Consider the following 16,147-nt stretch of genomic DNA (forward strand, 5'->3'; position numbering starts at 1 on the left):
TTTTATTTGTAAATTTTTTAAAGAACGCTTACACGCCTCTTTTATTTCCCCATACAAGTGCATGAACCTGTGGCAATACACGCACATTATTCATATCCGGTGCAGCTACAACAAGATCAATTAACCACTCATATTTCTCTAATAATTTGCGGGTTAATGCATCATCATCCGTTGTCGTCAAATCATCGTTTCCTACTTGGACAAAGAAAGGAACTGATGCATAACGCTGATGAATCTGCTTTGCGTAATTCAAATCTATTTCATCAAACACAACCACTTTAATGCTAATATGTTGACTTCGTCCTTTGTTTTGCAAACGCTCAATAATATCGTCCAACACTTCGTAATTGGTCTTCATTCCTGAACTTGGTGGCTTAGGTGAAATGGTTAAATCATCAATTTTATAAAACCACTCTTGAAAGCGACTTCCTTGAGTCTCAAGCGCCACTTGCTTTCCATTGTTATGCAAGCGGTCCACCAGTTTATCTAAAGATTTTAACAGCGCTGGATTTCCTCCTGAAATGGTTACATGATCAAAACGGTCTCCTCCTAGAGCTTGCAGCTCATGCCAGACTTCTTCATCCGTCAATTGACGAATGTCATTTTTGGCTGACCCATCCCAAGTAAATGCGGAATCACACCAGCTGCATGAATAATCACAGCCAGCTGTGCGCACAAACATGGTTTTTCGCCCCACAACCATTCCTTCTCCTTGAATCGTAGGACCAAATATTTCGAGTACAGGAACCTTATTATTCATCTCGTTTCACCTTCTTTGGACGATATACAACGTAGCTTGTAGGAGTTTCACGAACAAATACTTGCACACATACTGGTTTATTTTCAAGCGCATCTAAATGAGCTTGTACAAGTTCATAGATTTTTCGAGCAATCACTTCAGATGTTGGGAAATCATTCGCATCCTCTTCATTAAATAAATGCTTATGATCATTTAAAAGCGTATGGTCGAACTGACCAGACACAATCTTTTTCAACGTAGCAAAATTAACTAAAAAGCCTGATGAATCTAATTCATCACCTGCAATTGTTAGATTCACAAAATACGTATGGCCATGAACCTGCTGACATTTTCCCGCTGACTCATGAGGAACAAAATGCGCAGCGGCGAAGTTCATGTCTTTATTTAATTCGTACGAATAAGGATGTACTACCTGTGGGTAAATTTGCTGAAGCATTACTGTTCCCCTCCTCGTTTCGTTTCAAGGTATTGTTCTAGACCTCTCTTGCGAAGTTTACATGCAGGACACTCTCCGCACCCGTCTGCAATAATACCGTTATAGCAAGTTAATGTATGTTCACGTACATAATCAAGCGCACCTAGTTCATCCGCTAGTCCCCATGTCTCTGCTTTATCAATCCACATTAACGGTGTGTGAATAACAAATTCAAAATCCATTGATAAATTCAGCGTTACGTTGAGGGATTTAACGAATACATCTCTGCAGTCTGGATACCCTGAAAAATCTGTTTCGCATACGCCTGTTACCAAATGACGTGCACCGCTATTTTTAGCTAGTACAGCGGCAAAAGACAAAAAGAGAAGGTTGCGTCCGTCTACAAACGTTGTTGGTAGCTCCCCTTCCTCCTGGCTAATATCAATATCATCTCTTGTCAGTGCGTTAGGCGCTAACTGATTTAACAGCGACATATCTAAAATTGTGTGCTTCACACCAAGATCTTTTGCAATGGCTTCTGCAACTTCAATCTCTTTACTATGACGCTGACCGTAGCCGAACGTAACGGTTTCCACTTCTTTAAAGTTTTTTAACGCCCAAAATAAACAAGTCGTACTATCTTGTCCACCGCTAAATACAACAATTGCTTTTTCGTTTTTCATTTTTTCGTCTCCTTTTCCTATATAAAGTCAAAGAAGAAAACATTCCGTTATTTAGATCATATAAAAAAGAGATTGCTGTGTTTGCAATCTCCCTTAACTAAGAATCCCTTTCTTATAAACAAAGAAACAGGAAAAAAGCCCCTAAAACGGCGCCATTTGTCATCTCACTGATGATCTTAGTTTTTTATAGAGGGAGTTTACGAACCTCTCCCGCACATAGAGCACGGCATTTCTTCTTTCAATTTTCGTTCTTAACTATACCATACTCCTCTTAAAATTGCTATGTACTTCTATTTTTCTCCCTACTTTTCAACTGGAGAATTAGCAGCGTCACAATTGGAATTACAAACTGCATGGGAATGTGAATCCAAACAGGTACCACTTTCAACCCTATATCTAAATGCTTGATCGAGTTATCGGACATAAAAACTGTCGTCGTGAGGATTGAAATTGCAATTAAAAAAATCAACAGCTTGTGACTATTCGTTTGATAAATCTCTTTTACTCCTACAATCGCTGCATATGCGAAAATCGTTACTTTAGCAAATCCACCAATGATGAGAACGCTAATAGCTAGCATATCCATTCGTTGAATAATATCTCCAATATTTACTTGCTGTACAGTTACAATAAGGGGAATCGTCGATGATCCTACCAAGTGTTGACCTAGCGTAGTTAAGCTGATCAAACTTAGCATACTAAGCATAACCCCACCTATAACTACAGCACGTGTTCCCATTTTCCTAAGAGACCGTTCTCCCTTTACAAACTGATTAAACATTAAGAAAACAACCATTTCTCCAAATGGAAACGTCAAGATAAGAGGAAACACGGCTTTAAAAATTGAGTCGATCCCTTCCCCTAAAATGGGTTGCATGCGATCTGGATTCATAACATCAGAAAAGAAAAGTAACAAGAACCCTAATACAATAAAACTAATAAAAACAACTAATAATAAGACACTCGCTCTTGCAATAGGCTCAACTTCTAAAAAGCATGCATAAGCAATCACTGCCATCATAATCGCCCCAACAATTACTAGCGGCGTGTGATTCATGGATGTTAACAGTAATAGCTCACAAAAGTCTCTTAGAACACGGGCACCAATGTAAATGAAATATAGCACATATAACATGCAAATGATTCTTCCAAGATGTTTTCCAAAAGCAATTTTTAAGATTGTCGGAAACGTTGCTTCCGGATGTTTTTTATATAAAAGTGTAACAAGAGCAAAGAAAGGCAAGTATATCAACATCCCTACTAAAACGGCAATCCATGCAGATTGACGCGCTTCCTGTCCAATACTCACAATGGTTGCACTGCCGAATAAGAACAGAAGCATCATTGAGAACAATTGAAAATTGCTTATTACTAAGCGTGGATGCATTCCTTTCCTCTCCTTTACTCACTGTGTTGTGACCGACCTTCGCTTGAAAATGCCAATAACTAAAAATATACATGGAATCAATACGCTTAATATAAACAGATAGTACGGCCAATAATTCTGTACAAAGTAGCCAAAATAAGTAGTGTTTGGAATAATGTAGTAAGCAGCTGCTGACAAAATCAGTCCAATAGGATAATTTAAAAAATTGGTATTGTTTAAATTGAGAAGCTGGCCCAAGCCTTTTCTCAGGGCATAAAATACAATGGTAATTTTAAAGAAAATTGATAACATCCAAATTATCGCTACCAATACTTCAATATGCTGAATGGTTTGACCAATAGAAATCATTTTTCCTAACAGGTAAGTTGGGTATAAATACATAGAAGCAATATTTGCACCTAAAACTAAAATACAAGACAACGTCACAATAATAATTGTAAAACCTGAAGCAACTACGCCGTAAAGTAATCCTTTCTTAACATGTTCATACTTTTGAACATGAGGAGTAACCATTAAAATAAGAATTAGTTCCAAAAAAGGATTGGATAAAAAGTACAAGCTTCCTATATATATTTCGTCTGCTTTCAAATAAAAAAGTGGCAACATGTGTTCAATTTTCATTTGTGGAATATTTAATATAATTAACAAAACGAATGGAACTAACACCCACGGCAAGAAAATTTCCGAGGTTCTTCCAACCACTTCTATCCCCAAATAAGCAGCATACATAACTGCTATCATGATGAGAATATGAATCCAGCTTGAGTACGTTTCAGGCACAATCTGAGTAGTCATAAAGTTACTAATATCTCTTAGCAAAAAAGAACCCTCTAGTAGCATCACCAGCAAATACAACACGCTAATTATTCCTCCGACATATTTGCCACAAGACTTCTTCGCTATATCAACCAACGTCGATTGAGGGTATTTTTTGATTAACCCTAGTAGAAGCCCTGCAAATAAGAGCCCACTTCCCGTTCCAATAATTGCACAAACCCAAGCGGTGTTTCTTGCCACAGCTAATAATACAGTAGGTACAACTAAAACTGCACTGCCAATGGAGAATACGTAGATTAATGTAAAAAACTGTTTCCCACTTATTACTTCTTTTTGGTTCATACTGGACACCTACACCTAATAAAATGAAGAGAAAGCATCAATGATGGACTGCATCCAAAACTCAAGAGCATACAGCGGAGTTGGAATTGTTATTCGGAAAATAACCGCTACCCACATTACCATCCCTACAGCAGAAAATATTCCATATATCACTATTTCTTTTATTCGTTTTTGTTGATAAAGTGGAAGAATCGCCTTATATGCTAAAAAACTGAATACGCCTAAAAATAGCAGTAAATTTTCCATGCTCCACTAATTCTGCATTTCTTTCATGTATGAGTTATTCAGCGTGCCAAGTCGACGTATTTGTACATCTACTTTTAAGTTCACTTCTAAATCTTCGGAAAAAATCTCATCCCAGTTATCTCTCATTTTATTCCAGTCCTTTACATTTTGCCTGTAAAAGACCTCTCCAAAACCAAAGATGTCACTTTGATAATCGTTTTGTGCTTTTTTAATTGCTCTGTGCATTTTATCTCGCACATCATGTTCAGCTTTTTTTTCTAGTTTAGTAATCATAGCAGGATCTTGCAGGTTAACTTGACACTCTACGTCAGCAACGTTTGCTTCCCCCTTTAAATTCACCTCAATTACAGGCTTTCCATCTTTCATACGACTTTTAATATCGGTACTTGTTCGAAGCATCTCCACTCCAATAATGTCATGAGATTTTTCTTTTTTTTCACATGGAATAACAACGACGGTACTTTTTACGTTTCCAGTGACATAGTTGTATCCTTTACTTTCACTTTCATTAAACCAGCCGACCAGTTCATCTCCCTTAAAAATGCCCAGGCCTCTAAAGTTTAGAATTGTGTCTTGATTAACTCGCTGGACATTTGCCATATCCCCGCCTTTTTTACGGTTTCCTTTTACAAGAACAGCGGTTAACACAGGATGTTTGCCTTGGCTCGTTAAGTTGCTAATCAGCTCATTCAGCTTTACACCTCGCGTAGGCGCCCAAACTTTTTGTGACGTATCCAGTGCGGCAAACATATAATTGGCTGGAATTTTTTCGATAGTTGTCAACACATTTAAAACGGATGAAGCGCGTGAATTTTTTGCTACTACGACAAAATAATCGGTTCGCACTTCATGATCTCGTGCGAAAAAATCTAACACTTCAGCAATTCCGTGTTTTGCAATTCCTTCGCTAAGAACCAGCATCCGCAAATGAGATAAGTATATTTTTCTAGGTGATTCAATTGTCATTTTCCTCAGAGCTTCCATGACAGAATCTGCTTTAACCGAATACGTAGTAACGGAGGGACCATTCGTCGGCGTTTGGGCTTGAATGTCACCCGGGTTAATAATTTGAACGGTTAACTCAATTCCATCTTTTACTTCGTCAATACCTACCGCTACGGTGATGGCCAATTCATTTAGCTCTCGACTACTCCAACAGCCTGATAATGGGAGTAGACAGATGCATAATACAAGTACTATTCGTTTCATGCTTCATCCACCTTTATAAAAGCTAGTTCTCATCATTTGACCGTTCACGTACAACATTTTGTTCACTAATGAGCTTTGGTCTCGTATTCATTTTCTTTAGCGAACGACGAATGAGTGCATCTTTTTGATCTCGACTGACAAACGGAGCCATTGGCGTCATATATGGAATGCCAAATGACCGTAAACTGCATAGGTGTAGAATCATTAAAATAAGGCCTAAAATAATACCAAACAAGCCAAACGTTGCTGCTAAAAGCATTAAAGCAAAGCGGAGCATCCTTACAGCAATCGCCATATCGTAAGCTGGTGAAACAAAGTTACTGATGGCTGTAATCGATACGACAATAACCATCGCGGGTGACACCAGTCCCGCCTGCACGGCAGCTTCTCCTAATACGAGTGCACCTACAATGGAAATAGCAGAACCTACGGCTCTTGGCAATCGAATTCCTGCCTCGCGTAAAATTTCAAAAACCACTTCCATAATCAACGCTTCAATTACAGCCGGAAAAGGGACACCTTCACGCTGAGCTGCGATGCTAATAAGCAAACCAAACGGAAGCATTTCTTGGTGAAAGGTGGTAAGCGCAACATAAGCAGATGGGGTTAATAAAGCTAAGAAAAAGGCAACGTATCGGATAATACGAATGAGCGTACTAATGTCTGCGCGCTGATAGTAATCTTCAGCAGCTTGAAAGAATTGAATAAATAGAGCCGGAACTAATAAAACAAACGGCGTTCCGTCTACAAAGATTGCTATGCGACCTTCTAACAAACCTGCAGATACTGAATCTGGTCTTTCTGTATTGTAGATAGTTGGAAACGGAGTATAACCTTCATCTTGAATTAGTTCTTCAATGTACCCACTCTCCAATATACCGTCAATATCAATTTTAGAAAGTCGGGACCTTACTTCTTCAATTACTTGCTGATCCGCAATTCCTTTTACATACATAATTGCTACGTCTGTTTGCGTTACTTTACCGATTTGCTGAGACTCCATTCGTAAATTAGGGGATTTAATTCGCCTTCTTACCAGTGCCGTATTGGTACGCAGCGTTTCAGTAAAGCTATCTCTTGGTCCACGTACCACGGTTTGAGCCTGTGGTTCTGAAATGGCTCGTTCTCCCCATCCTCTTGTACTAGCAATGATACACGTTTGATAACCTTCTATGAATAAAGCTGTATCACCTGATAAAACATGTAGGATAACGTCATCTAAAAGAGTGACTTCTTTAATTTCTCCGATTGCTAAGCTGTAATTTTTAATGAGCTCAAACATATTCACAGCACCGTCATCATGAACAAGCTGTTTCGTATGATTGTGCATAATGGATTCCATCGTAAACTCTTGTACACTATCTTCATTCGCCAATCCGTCGATGTAAATAAGGCCTAATCGAAATTTTTCTTCAACTGAAATGGCAAATTCCCGACAAACCACATCTGCACTATCTCCAAGCTCTGTTTTCACCGCATCTAAATTATCTTTTACGCTTTCTAACAGTTCAGTATTGGAAGATGAAGATTCAGCTGTTGGTTGTGATTCATTTTCTTTAGACTTTTTAGATCGACTTTTTAATTCTGATAGTTTTTTTATTCGCATACTTCATCCTCCATTTTTCAAACGGCACAGCATTGCTCTTCAAGTCCTTATAGTTTCTGTTTATGCAGGAAATTTATTCAGCTATCTTGGTATTTTTAACCGCTTTATAGAGCAAGAGCTTTGACAATGCTTCTCTGTATTTTGTAGGATTAGGTAAATTGCTAATTTATTCAGCTGCTCATTTAACATGATTTGCAGCTTATTTTTAGCAATAGGGATAATTTAATTCAGAAGGAGTGATGGAAGATGGGACAATCATTACAAGGAAAAGTAGCCATCATTACTGGTGCAGGTAAAGGTATCGGCCGAGCAACAGCGCTTGATTTAGCAAAAGAAGGAGTTAACCTGGGTTTACTAGCACGTACAGAAGCTGATTTAAAAGCCGTTGCCCAAGAAGTGGAAGCACTTGGTGTGAAGGTGGCTTATGCTACAGCCGACGTATCTTCAATTGAAGAAGTAAATAAGGCGGTTGATTACTTACATAACCAACTAGGTAAAGCAGACATTTTAATTAACAATGCGGGTATCGGAAAATTTGGAGGCTTTTTAGAATTATCTCCTGAAGAATGGAAGCAAATTATTGATATCAACTTAATGGGTGTCTATTACGTTACAAGAGCCGTTTTACCACAAATGATTGAGAAAAATGGTGGAGACATCATTAATATCTCTTCTACTGCTGGACAAAAAGGCGCTCCTGTCACAAGTGCATACAGTGCTTCAAAGTTTGGCTTATTAGGTCTAACAGAGTCTCTTGCTCTTGAAGTACGCAAGCATAATATTCGTGTAACTGCTTTAACACCAAGTACGGTTGCTACAGAGCTTGCATATAAAGAAAACCTTACAGACGGTAACCCTGAAAAAGTAATGCAGCCTGAAGATTTAGCAGAAATCATGGTAGCGCAGCTGAAGCTACATCCTCGTATCTTCATCAAATCTGCCGGCATGTGGTCTACTAACCCTTAATTTAAACAACCCAAAAAACCCCCTCGAATCGAGGGGGTTTTATTATTTATTTTTATTTTTTGGCGTAATCTCTTCTGCTAATTCTTCAAATGACTTTACTTTTCCATGAGATGGATTTTGCGACTGTTTACGCACATTCCATTGACGCTCTTGCTGTCTTTTTGATTGTGTCATCGTTTCATCATCCTTTTCTGTAGTGTTCCTTTCTAGGATGTACGAAAAACGGACGAATATGTTTTCCACTTTTATTCAACTAAATGCTGTTGAAACCATTTATCAATCTCTGCATTATACTCATTATAATAGTTGCTTAGTGGATGATTTCCACCTTTGTATAAGACGTATTTATACTCTTTATTTTGTTCTTCAAGCTGCGCTACTAACTTTTCTGCCTGGGTATGGTGTACCTTTTTGTCATGATCTCCTTGTAAAATAAGAAGCGGTGAATTTACTTTATCACTCCAATAGACAACCGATCGGCTTTTATATCGTTCAGGATACATCTTAGGATCTCCAACAATATCTCTTAACACTTGCTTCATTTCAGAGCCCCTTTGATCATAAAACTGAAACATATCCGTAATTCCAGATTGAACAACCACGGCGTCAAAAGATATGCCGTTTTTCATTGTTAAATACGTCATCATTCCACCACGTGAATAGCCAAGCGCTACTTTTTGTTCAGGGTTTACATAAGGCAGCTGCTCTCCCCATTTAATAAGGTTAAGGACGTCATGGATATCGTCTCCACCGTATGTTTCGACCCCTTCACTTCCGCCATTTCCACGATATTGTGTCGTAACCACAACATAACCTTTATCAGCCCATGATGATAAGTAGCGCAAGGTTTTATCTCGAATCATACCATGTTCACGGTTTCCACCACGATTATAAACTAGCAGCGGATATTTTTTATCCACAATGTCTTTAGGCTGTAATAGAAATCCTTTAACTTGTAACCCATCGCTTGGATAAGTGATTTGATATATATCAACATTACTAGCATAAGGTGAAAATAAATGCACTTTTTCTTTGTTTACATCGCCGCTTTCCGCTCGATAAAAAACAGCGGTCACGCCAAGTACAGCGATGGTAAGCAGTACAATGAACCCCCACTTTTTCAAACAGAATCCTCTCCTCAATTAATAACTTTTATCTCTTTTTATGATGAACCGTTTCTTTTTGCCTTACCCTTTTTAAATGTTTGCTAAAAAGGATTTTTGTGGAATCCTTCACAAATTACCTTCTAACTAAACGTTATGGTTTATTGTATTACTACTTTCTCTTTTTTGGAAGAAAAAGATTAAGGCTTCTACTCTCATTACCTTTAACAGCAACAAGTAAACATAATTAGTATAACAAAAAGCCTTGCGTTTTTAAGTAATGCTTAAGAACGCGAGGCTTTTGACTTCATAAATTATTTTTGTTTAGCAATACCGAGACCTGTATAACCCAAAATTACAGCGAATATTGGACATAGTAGACAGAAAAACGCAAAAGGTAAATACTCCACCACAGGAATACCAAGGGTTTGTGAAATAAAAGCTCCGCTTACTCCCCATGGAATTAATGGGTTAATAACCGTTCCTCCATCTTCTAATGTACGAGACAAATTTTTCTCCTTTAAGTTCCACTTTACGTAAAGCGGCTTGAATGTTTGCCCAGGTAATAAAATCGATAAATATTGCTCTCCAGTTATAACGTTAACGCCAATAGATGAAAGAATCGTTGACAGCACTACATCGCCGCTTCTTCGCACTTGCTTAGCTAATCCTTCGATTAAAGCTTGAACAACGCCAAGCTCACGCATCAACCCACCAAGAGCTAGGGCAATAATGACAAGGGACACTGAAAACATCATTGAGTCCAGTCCGCCTTTTGTGACGATAGCATTTACAATTTCGTTGCCGGAATCAATTTGACCACCGCTTTGCAGAGCGCCAAGCATGCTTCCTAATGTAACAGTCGGCTGTAATAATACCCCTGTTATTACGGCAATAATAACTCCAATTACCAAAGTAGGAAGCACATCAAATCGCTTAATAGATAAAATCAATACAACAAGCGGTGATAAAAGTGTTAGGAGATTAAGGTTAAACGTATCACCTAACGCATTTTGTACAGCTTCAATATCCCCATAGTTTACTCCCGTTCGATGTGTGCTGATGCCAATGACCAATGCAATCCCAGCCGTTACAATGATACTTGGTAACGTCGTCCATAACATGTGACGAATATGAGTCGTTAACGGTACTCCCACAATCCCGGAAGCAAAGTTGGTCGTATCCGATAACGGAGACATCTTGTCACCAAATACTGCTCCGGAAACAATAATTCCTGCGGCAAGACCTGGGTTTACTCCAATTGCCGTCCCTATACCAAATAAAGCCACTCCAACCGTGCTAATCGTTGTAAACGTACTTCCAGTAAAGCTGGATACCAAGATCGTAATTAAAAGCGCACTAATTAAAAAATACTGCGGTGAAATCCAATTGAATCCATACGATAAAATAGTTGGAATTGTTCCCCCTACCATCCAAGCGGCAATTAATACACCAACAAGCATAAGAATTAAAATGGGCTTAATCCCTACTTTAATTCCTTCTACAATGCCATGTTCAAAAGTTTTCCATTTCACACCCATAAGTGCCCCAATGATACAAAGCGCCACAATACTAATAAGTAATGGAACATGTGGTGCTAAACCTAATAAAAATAATGATGCAAAAATAAGTCCTAATAAAACAACGACAATCCCAATCGACTGTCCAAATGTTATCTCTTTTTTCATTAACTTGTTCCCCTCAATCTCTTTTTCACTTAAACGCTTTTATGCTTTTATGCACTAAACATAGTTGAAGTATATGGGTTATTCCTACTACTGTCAATCGCTTCTCGTCAAAAAAACAACCTCGTCAATAAATTCCACTCTCTTTTCTATGTTTTGCCCAATTCTAATCGGGTACATTACTTATACTTCTTATTTATAACTATTAAAGGAATCGGTGATTGAAACAGAAGATGTAAGACTCTAGGAGATGAGCGAAGCAGCTTAAAATACCGCTGGAACATAATAATCAAGGAGGCAGGTGCGATTCCTGTGGGACTAGCGAATACTCTGAGACCCTGTGAAAAGGGAAAATTCGAAGCGGAAACCACTCCCTATTGTGTGCGTTCTACCTGAATCCTTATATAAAAGATAACAAGCCAAACACAAAATATTCTACTTGAAATAAGAAATAACTTCCAAAACAAAAGTATAAGCAAAACACTTGAAAGTCAAAAAAGGTCAAAGTATAATAAGCTCACAAAGGTCAAATATAGTCAAAGTCAAATTGACTAATTGATCAATGATTACATTCATTTAATTATTCTAAGGAGGTCTTTTAAATGATGTGTCAAAACTGTCAACAACGTGAAGCAACAATTTATTTAAACGTACAAGCTAACCAACAAAAATCACAATATCGTTTATGCCATACATGTTATCAATCATTAATGAAACAAAATAAGATGCCGTCTGGATTTGGAGGTGGCCATTTTATGAATATTGATGATTTATTCAATCAGTTAGCAAACGAACAAGCCATGAATCAATCAGCTAAGCAGCCTACTCCTCAACAAGGAGGAAACGGTGGTGGATTTTTAGATGAATTTGGTCGAAACCTAACACAAATTGCAAAAGCTGGTTTAATTGACCCTGTTATTGGACGTGACGAAGAAATTGAACGCGTCATTGAAATCTTAAACCGCCGTAACAAAAACAACCCTGTTTTAATTGGTGAGCCTGGTGTAGGTAAAACCGCTGTTGTCGAAGGCTTAGCATTAAAAATTGCAGAAGGCGATGTTCCTTCAAAACTCATGAATAAAGACGTATACTTACTAGACGTCGCTGCTCTTGTAGCAAACACGGGTATTCGTGGTCAGTTTGAAGAGCGCATGAAACAGCTAATTACTGAACTACAGCAGCGCAAAAACGTCATTGTATTCATTGACGAAATTCACTTGCTTGTTGGAGCTGGTTCTGCTGAAGGTTCAATGGATGCAAGCAACATCTTAAAACCAGCATTGGCCAGAGGTGAACTTCAGGTTGTAGGTGCCACAACGCTGAAAGAATACCGCGCTATTGAAAAAGATGCGGCTCTTGAGCGTCGTTTCCAACCTGTAATGGTCCATGAACCATCTGTAGATGAAGCCGTTCAAATTTTAAAAGGCATTCAAAACAAATATGAAGCGTATCACAGCGTTAACTTTACTGAAGATGCCATTAAAGCTTGTGTAAATTTATCACATCGCTATATCCAAGACCGATTCTTACCTGATAAAGCCATTGATTTATTAGATGAAGCTGGCTCAAAAATGAACTTAAAAGCAGGTATTACAAACAAAGATGATATTGATAAGCGACTAAAAGAAATTGCTGTGGCAAAAGAAACAGCTTTAAAAGAAGAAAAATATGAAGCTGCTGCCAAACTTCGTGATGAAGAAGCCAAGCTTGAAAAACAGCTAAACCAAGAGCAAGAAAAAGCTGAAGTTACAGTTGAACATATTCAAGCAATCATTGAAAAGAAAACGGGTATTCCAGTTGGAAAACTCCAAGAAAATGAAGCTCATAAAATGAACAACCTGTCAGCAAACCTTTCTGACAAAGTCATTGGGCAAAGCGAAGCAGTAGAAAAAGTTGCAAAAGCAATTCGTCGCTCTCGTGCTGGGCTCAAAGCGAAACACCGTCCTATTGGATCTTTCTTATTTGTTGGTCCAACAGGGGTTGGTAAGACAGAGCTTACAAAAACTCTAGCAGAAGAAATGTTTGGAACAAAAGATGCGATGATTCGTCTTGATATGAGTGAGTATATGGAAAAGCACGCGGTATCTAAACTGATTGGTGCACCTCCAGGTTATGTAGGTCATGACGAAGCCGGCCAATTAACTGAAAAAGTTCGTCGTAACCCTTACTCTATTATTTTACTTGATGAAATTGAAAAAGCGCATCCTGACGTTCAGCATATGTTCCTCCAAATCTTAGAGGACGGACGCTTAACTGATAGTCAAGGCCGTACCGTAAGCTTTAAAGATACGGTAATCATTATGACAAGTAACGCAGGTGTAGGAGAAAAGAAAATTACAGTGGGCTTTGAAGCAGAGAATGAAGCACTTAGACATGCTTCTGTTTTAGATTCCCTCTCTGCTTACTTTAAACCAGAATTCTTAAATCGTTTCGATGCGATTATTGAATTTAATCACCTTGAACAAGAACACTTAGTAAAAATTGTTGAGCTTATGCTTCATGAATTAGAAGAAACGCTTAAAGAACAAAACATTGCTCTACAGGTTACAGATAAAGCCAAAGAAGCGCTAGCATCTCTTGGCTACCACCCGGCATTTGGTGCTCGTCCACTGCGTCGCGCTATACAGGAGCACGTTGAGGACCAAATAACTGACCTTTTATTAACAGATGAAGAAATAAACGAAGTCTTCATTGATGCTAATGACCAGCAAAAAATCAGCGTTACTTCTAAACTAAAATAATGAAAAAGCGACTCCCCATTGGAGTCGCTTTCTTTCTATTTTATTGATTATCCTCTTGATCGTCTGTTGATTCTTCTGTTTCATCTTCCTCAGCTGGTTCCTCTGCCTCTTCTGTTGCACCTTGCTCTTCTGTACCTTCTTCTACAGCTTCTTCCTCAACCGGTGTTTCTGCTGGTTCTCCAGTTGTTTCTTCCGCATCTTCCGTTTGCTCTTGATCTGTTGTGTCTTCTCCCTCTTCTGCACTACATGCTGTCATAAGCGTAATTGCTGCAAATGCTCCAAATAATTTGACTAAGAAACTTTTACTCATCGTACCTGTCCCCTTTCAAATCAATTGAGCCACTATGTACGTGCTTCAACATGGCTCCTGAGATGATTATAGTTCAAAAAAAAGGAAAAAAGAGCGTTTTTACAGTCTTCTAACAAACTCTTTACACTACGCTCATTTCTTTATATTTCTCATTCATTTCCTTTACAAAGTAGCAAAAGCGAGCCTGTTCAGCTCGCTTTCCTTACAATGATTGATCATCTATACTATTTAAATAGGCTTTAATATCACCAATAACCGACTTTACGCAGCCGTCTTCAAAAGGCGAAAGTAAATTGGCTTCTTTCACAAGCGAAGTAAACGACTTGCTTCCACCAAGCTTACATAAATGCAAATAGTCTCTCCATGCTTGTTCATGATTTTCATTGTCTTTTTTCCAAAATTGAAATGCACAAATTTGGGCCAGCGTGTAATCAATATAATAAAATGGATCGTTGTAAATATGAGATTGCTTTTGCCAGAATCCACCGTTTTCAAGGTATGTTTCGCCATCATAATTTTTAGAAGGCATGTATTTATGTTCTAACTTTCTCCACTCGTTTTTTCGCTCTTCTGGCGTAAGCGTTGGATTTTCATAAACAATATGTTGAAACTCGTCAACTGCTACACCGTAAGGTAAAAAAAGCAGCCCTGAGCTTAAATGCGTGAACTTATACTTTGGTGTGTCTTCTTTAAAGAAACCTTCCATCCATGGCCACGTAAAATACTCCATGCTCATAGAATGAATTTCTGCTGATTCATAAGTTGGCCAGTAATATTCCATTACTCCAATATTTCTGCTTTGATATACTTGAAAAGCATGTCCTGCTTCGTGAGTTAATACATCAATATCACCTGACGTGCCGTTAAAATTCGAAAAAATAAACGGCGCTTTATAACGTTCTAAAAACGTACAGTAGCCCCCACCTGCTTTACCTTTCTTGGCAACTAAATCCATAAGGTTATTATCCATCATAAAACCAAAGAACTCGTCTGTTTCTGCTGAAAGCTCACTATACATCTCTTTACCTTTCTCAATAATCCAGTTTGCATCTCCTTTTGGGATTGCATTGCCTGTTTGAAACTCAAACGACTCATCGTAATAAAGTAATTCGTCAACACCAATACGATTCGCTTGTCTCTTTCTAAGTTCTTCTGCTAATGGTACAATCTCTGTTAAGACTTGCGCTCGAAACGCTTGAACCATCTCTGCATTATAATCTGTACGAGTCATACGTGCATATCCAAGCTCTACAAAATTCTTATATCCCAGTTTCTTAGCTATTTTTGTTCGTACCTGAACTAGCTCATCGTAAATACGATCAAATTCACCTTCATGATCTTTAAAAAATTGAAAGCGTGAAGCAGCAGCATTTTTTCGTATTTCCCTGTTTGGTGACTGCATGAAAGGCTCCAGCTGGGCAAGAGTGCGCTCTTCGCCGTCAAACATAATTTTAGCGGAGGCTATAAGCTTCGTATACTGAGAAGAAAGCTTATTTTCTTGCTGTAAATCTTCAATAATAGATGGATGGAATGTCTTTAATTGGCTTTCAGCTAACGCAAATAACTGCGTTCCTAGTGCAACCTCTAACTCTTCACGAAAACTTGATGAAACAAGTGCTTCATAGTATTCATGCATAAGCTCTTCATACAGAGGATTAATTTCATCAAAATAATCCTGCTCTCTTTGATAAAACTCATTGTTTGTATCAATAGAGTGGCGAATATAGCACAAGTTGCTCATCGTACTATAATCTGTTCGCAACTCATTTAGTTCTTCGATAGCTTCGTACTGCTTTTCAATACTTTTAGCTTCTTTTAAAATAGTAATACTTTGTTTAAACTCTTTTTTCAGCTGATTTAAATCTGGTCTTTCGTATGTATATTGATCAAATGTCACTTCTTTTTCCCCTCTCTTTT

15 protein-coding genes and 1 riboswitch are annotated in these 16,147 nt (G+C 38.2%); of the genes, 2 read left to right on the forward strand and 13 right to left on the reverse strand.

Features of this window, described 5'->3' with window-relative positions; all coding sequences use genetic code 11:
• Positions 1-28 precede the first annotated feature (28 nt).
• From queE to EPL02_RS03735, 8 genes are all read right to left on the reverse strand, one after another.
• Positions 29-760 carry a 7-carboxy-7-deazaguanine synthase QueE gene (queE, locus tag EPL02_RS03700; RefSeq protein WP_131886982.1) on the reverse strand — a complete coding sequence of 244 codons (732 nt, stop codon included), beginning with the start codon at positions 758-760 and terminating at the stop codon, positions 29-31.
• A complete protein-coding gene (gene queD, locus EPL02_RS03705) occupies positions 753-1,196 on the reverse strand; it encodes a 6-carboxytetrahydropterin synthase QueD (protein WP_131886983.1) in 444 nt (147 codons plus the stop codon). Before queD ends, queE begins: the two co-directional genes overlap by 8 nt.
• Positions 1,196-1,858 (reverse strand): 7-cyano-7-deazaguanine synthase QueC, encoded by a 663-nt coding sequence (queC, locus tag EPL02_RS03710; protein WP_131886984.1) that lies wholly within the window; start codon positions 1,856-1,858, stop codon positions 1,196-1,198. The genes queD and queC overlap by 1 nt, the downstream gene beginning before the upstream one ends.
• Before the next feature lie 170 nt (positions 1,859-2,028).
• Positions 2,029-2,072: riboswitch (PreQ1 riboswitch) on the reverse strand.
• A 66-nt stretch (positions 2,073-2,138) separates the two neighbouring features.
• Positions 2,139-3,245 (reverse strand): GerAB/ArcD/ProY family transporter, encoded by a 1,107-nt coding sequence (locus EPL02_RS03715; RefSeq protein ID WP_131886985.1) that lies wholly within the window; start codon positions 3,243-3,245, stop codon positions 2,139-2,141.
• Positions 3,246-3,263: 18 nt separating this feature from the next.
• Positions 3,264-4,364, reverse strand: a complete 1,101-nt coding sequence (locus EPL02_RS03720; protein ID WP_094911615.1) for a GerAB/ArcD/ProY family transporter — start codon at positions 4,362-4,364, stop codon at positions 3,264-3,266.
• 15 nt (positions 4,365-4,379) lie between these two features.
• The gene (locus EPL02_RS03725; RefSeq protein WP_094911616.1) at positions 4,380-4,610 is read right to left on the reverse strand and encodes a hypothetical protein; all 231 of its coding nucleotides are present in this window, start codon (positions 4,608-4,610) and stop codon (positions 4,380-4,382) included.
• A gap of 6 nt (positions 4,611-4,616) precedes the next feature.
• Positions 4,617-5,819, reverse strand: coding sequence for a Ger(x)C family spore germination protein (locus tag EPL02_RS03730; RefSeq protein WP_131886986.1), 1,203 nt, complete (start codon positions 5,817-5,819; stop codon positions 4,617-4,619).
• Between the two features lie 22 nt (positions 5,820-5,841).
• A complete protein-coding gene (locus EPL02_RS03735) occupies positions 5,842-7,425 on the reverse strand; it encodes a spore germination protein (protein ID WP_131886987.1) in 1,584 nt (527 codons plus the stop codon).
• 246 nt (positions 7,426-7,671) lie between these two features.
• Between EPL02_RS03735 and EPL02_RS03740 the strand changes: the two genes are divergently transcribed.
• Positions 7,672-8,391 (forward strand): 3-ketoacyl-ACP reductase, encoded by a 720-nt coding sequence (locus EPL02_RS03740; protein WP_094911617.1) that lies wholly within the window; start codon positions 7,672-7,674, stop codon positions 8,389-8,391.
• Between the two features lie 42 nt (positions 8,392-8,433).
• Here EPL02_RS03740 and EPL02_RS21085 read toward each other — a convergent pair whose 3' ends face one another.
• From EPL02_RS21085 to nhaC, 3 genes are all read right to left on the reverse strand, one after another.
• The gene (locus tag EPL02_RS21085) at positions 8,434-8,565 is read right to left on the reverse strand and encodes a DUF6254 family protein (protein ID WP_247600318.1); all 132 of its coding nucleotides are present in this window, start codon (positions 8,563-8,565) and stop codon (positions 8,434-8,436) included.
• A gap of 71 nt (positions 8,566-8,636) precedes the next feature.
• Positions 8,637-9,515, reverse strand: a complete 879-nt coding sequence (locus EPL02_RS03745; protein ID WP_131886988.1) for an alpha/beta hydrolase family protein — start codon at positions 9,513-9,515, stop codon at positions 8,637-8,639.
• 293 nt (positions 9,516-9,808) lie between these two features.
• Entirely contained in the window at positions 9,809-11,182 is a 1,374-nt protein-coding gene (gene nhaC / locus EPL02_RS03750; RefSeq protein ID WP_131886989.1) for a Na+/H+ antiporter NhaC, read from the reverse strand.
• A 599-nt stretch (positions 11,183-11,781) separates the two neighbouring features.
• On the opposite strand from nhaC, the gene EPL02_RS03755 reads away from it, so the two are divergent.
• Positions 11,782-13,920, forward strand: coding sequence for an ATP-dependent Clp protease ATP-binding subunit (locus tag EPL02_RS03755; protein ID WP_131886990.1), 2,139 nt, complete (start codon positions 11,782-11,784; stop codon positions 13,918-13,920).
• 40 nt (positions 13,921-13,960) lie between these two features.
• On the opposite strand, the gene EPL02_RS03760 is transcribed toward EPL02_RS03755, so the two are convergent.
• Positions 13,961-14,230, reverse strand: coding sequence for a hypothetical protein (locus tag EPL02_RS03760; RefSeq protein ID WP_094911621.1), 270 nt, complete (start codon positions 14,228-14,230; stop codon positions 13,961-13,963).
• A 202-nt stretch (positions 14,231-14,432) separates the two neighbouring features.
• Entirely contained in the window at positions 14,433-16,127 is a 1,695-nt protein-coding gene (locus EPL02_RS03765) for a M3 family oligoendopeptidase (protein ID WP_131886991.1), read from the reverse strand.
• Between the last annotated feature and the right edge of the window lie 20 nt (positions 16,128-16,147).

This window comes from Bacillus sp. CBEL-1, assembly GCF_004348885.1.
GTDB classification, from domain to species: Bacteria; Bacillota; Bacilli; order Bacillales; family Bacillaceae_H; genus Priestia; species Priestia aryabhattai_A.

What these genes read in the sequence shown, in the direction of transcription:
- EPL02_RS21085 (WP_247600318.1), bottom strand. Translation starts at nt 8,565, where the DNA reads ATGACACAATCAAAAAGACAGCAAGAGCGTCAATGGAATGTGCGTAAA.
- EPL02_RS03740 (WP_094911617.1), top strand. Translation starts at nt 7,672, where the DNA reads ATGGGACAATCATTACAAGGAAAAGTAGCCATCATTACTGGTGCAGGT.
- queC (WP_131886984.1), bottom strand. Translation starts at nt 1,858, where the DNA reads ATGAAAAACGAAAAAGCAATTGTTGTATTTAGCGGTGGACAAGATAGT.
- EPL02_RS03715 (WP_131886985.1), bottom strand. Translation starts at nt 3,245, where the DNA reads ATGCATCCACGCTTAGTAATAAGCAATTTTCAATTGTTCTCAATGATG.
- EPL02_RS03755 (WP_131886990.1), top strand. Translation starts at nt 11,782, where the DNA reads ATGATGTGTCAAAACTGTCAACAACGTGAAGCAACAATTTATTTAAAC.
- EPL02_RS03735 (WP_131886987.1), bottom strand. Translation starts at nt 7,425, where the DNA reads ATGCGAATAAAAAAACTATCAGAATTAAAAAGTCGATCTAAAAAGTCT.
- EPL02_RS03760 (WP_094911621.1), bottom strand. Translation starts at nt 14,230, where the DNA reads ATGAGTAAAAGTTTCTTAGTCAAATTATTTGGAGCATTTGCAGCAATT.
- EPL02_RS03725 (WP_094911616.1), bottom strand. Translation starts at nt 4,610, where the DNA reads ATGGAAAATTTACTGCTATTTTTAGGCGTATTCAGTTTTTTAGCATAT.
- queD (WP_131886983.1), bottom strand. Translation starts at nt 1,196, where the DNA reads ATGCTTCAGCAAATTTACCCACAGGTAGTACATCCTTATTCGTACGAA.
- EPL02_RS03730 (WP_131886986.1), bottom strand. Translation starts at nt 5,819, where the DNA reads ATGAAACGAATAGTACTTGTATTATGCATCTGTCTACTCCCATTATCA.
- queE (WP_131886982.1), bottom strand. Translation starts at nt 760, where the DNA reads ATGAATAATAAGGTTCCTGTACTCGAAATATTTGGTCCTACGATTCAA.
- EPL02_RS03720 (WP_094911615.1), bottom strand. Translation starts at nt 4,364, where the DNA reads ATGAACCAAAAAGAAGTAATAAGTGGGAAACAGTTTTTTACATTAATC.
- nhaC (WP_131886989.1), bottom strand. Translation starts at nt 11,182, where the DNA reads ATGAAAAAAGAGATAACATTTGGACAGTCGATTGGGATTGTCGTTGTT.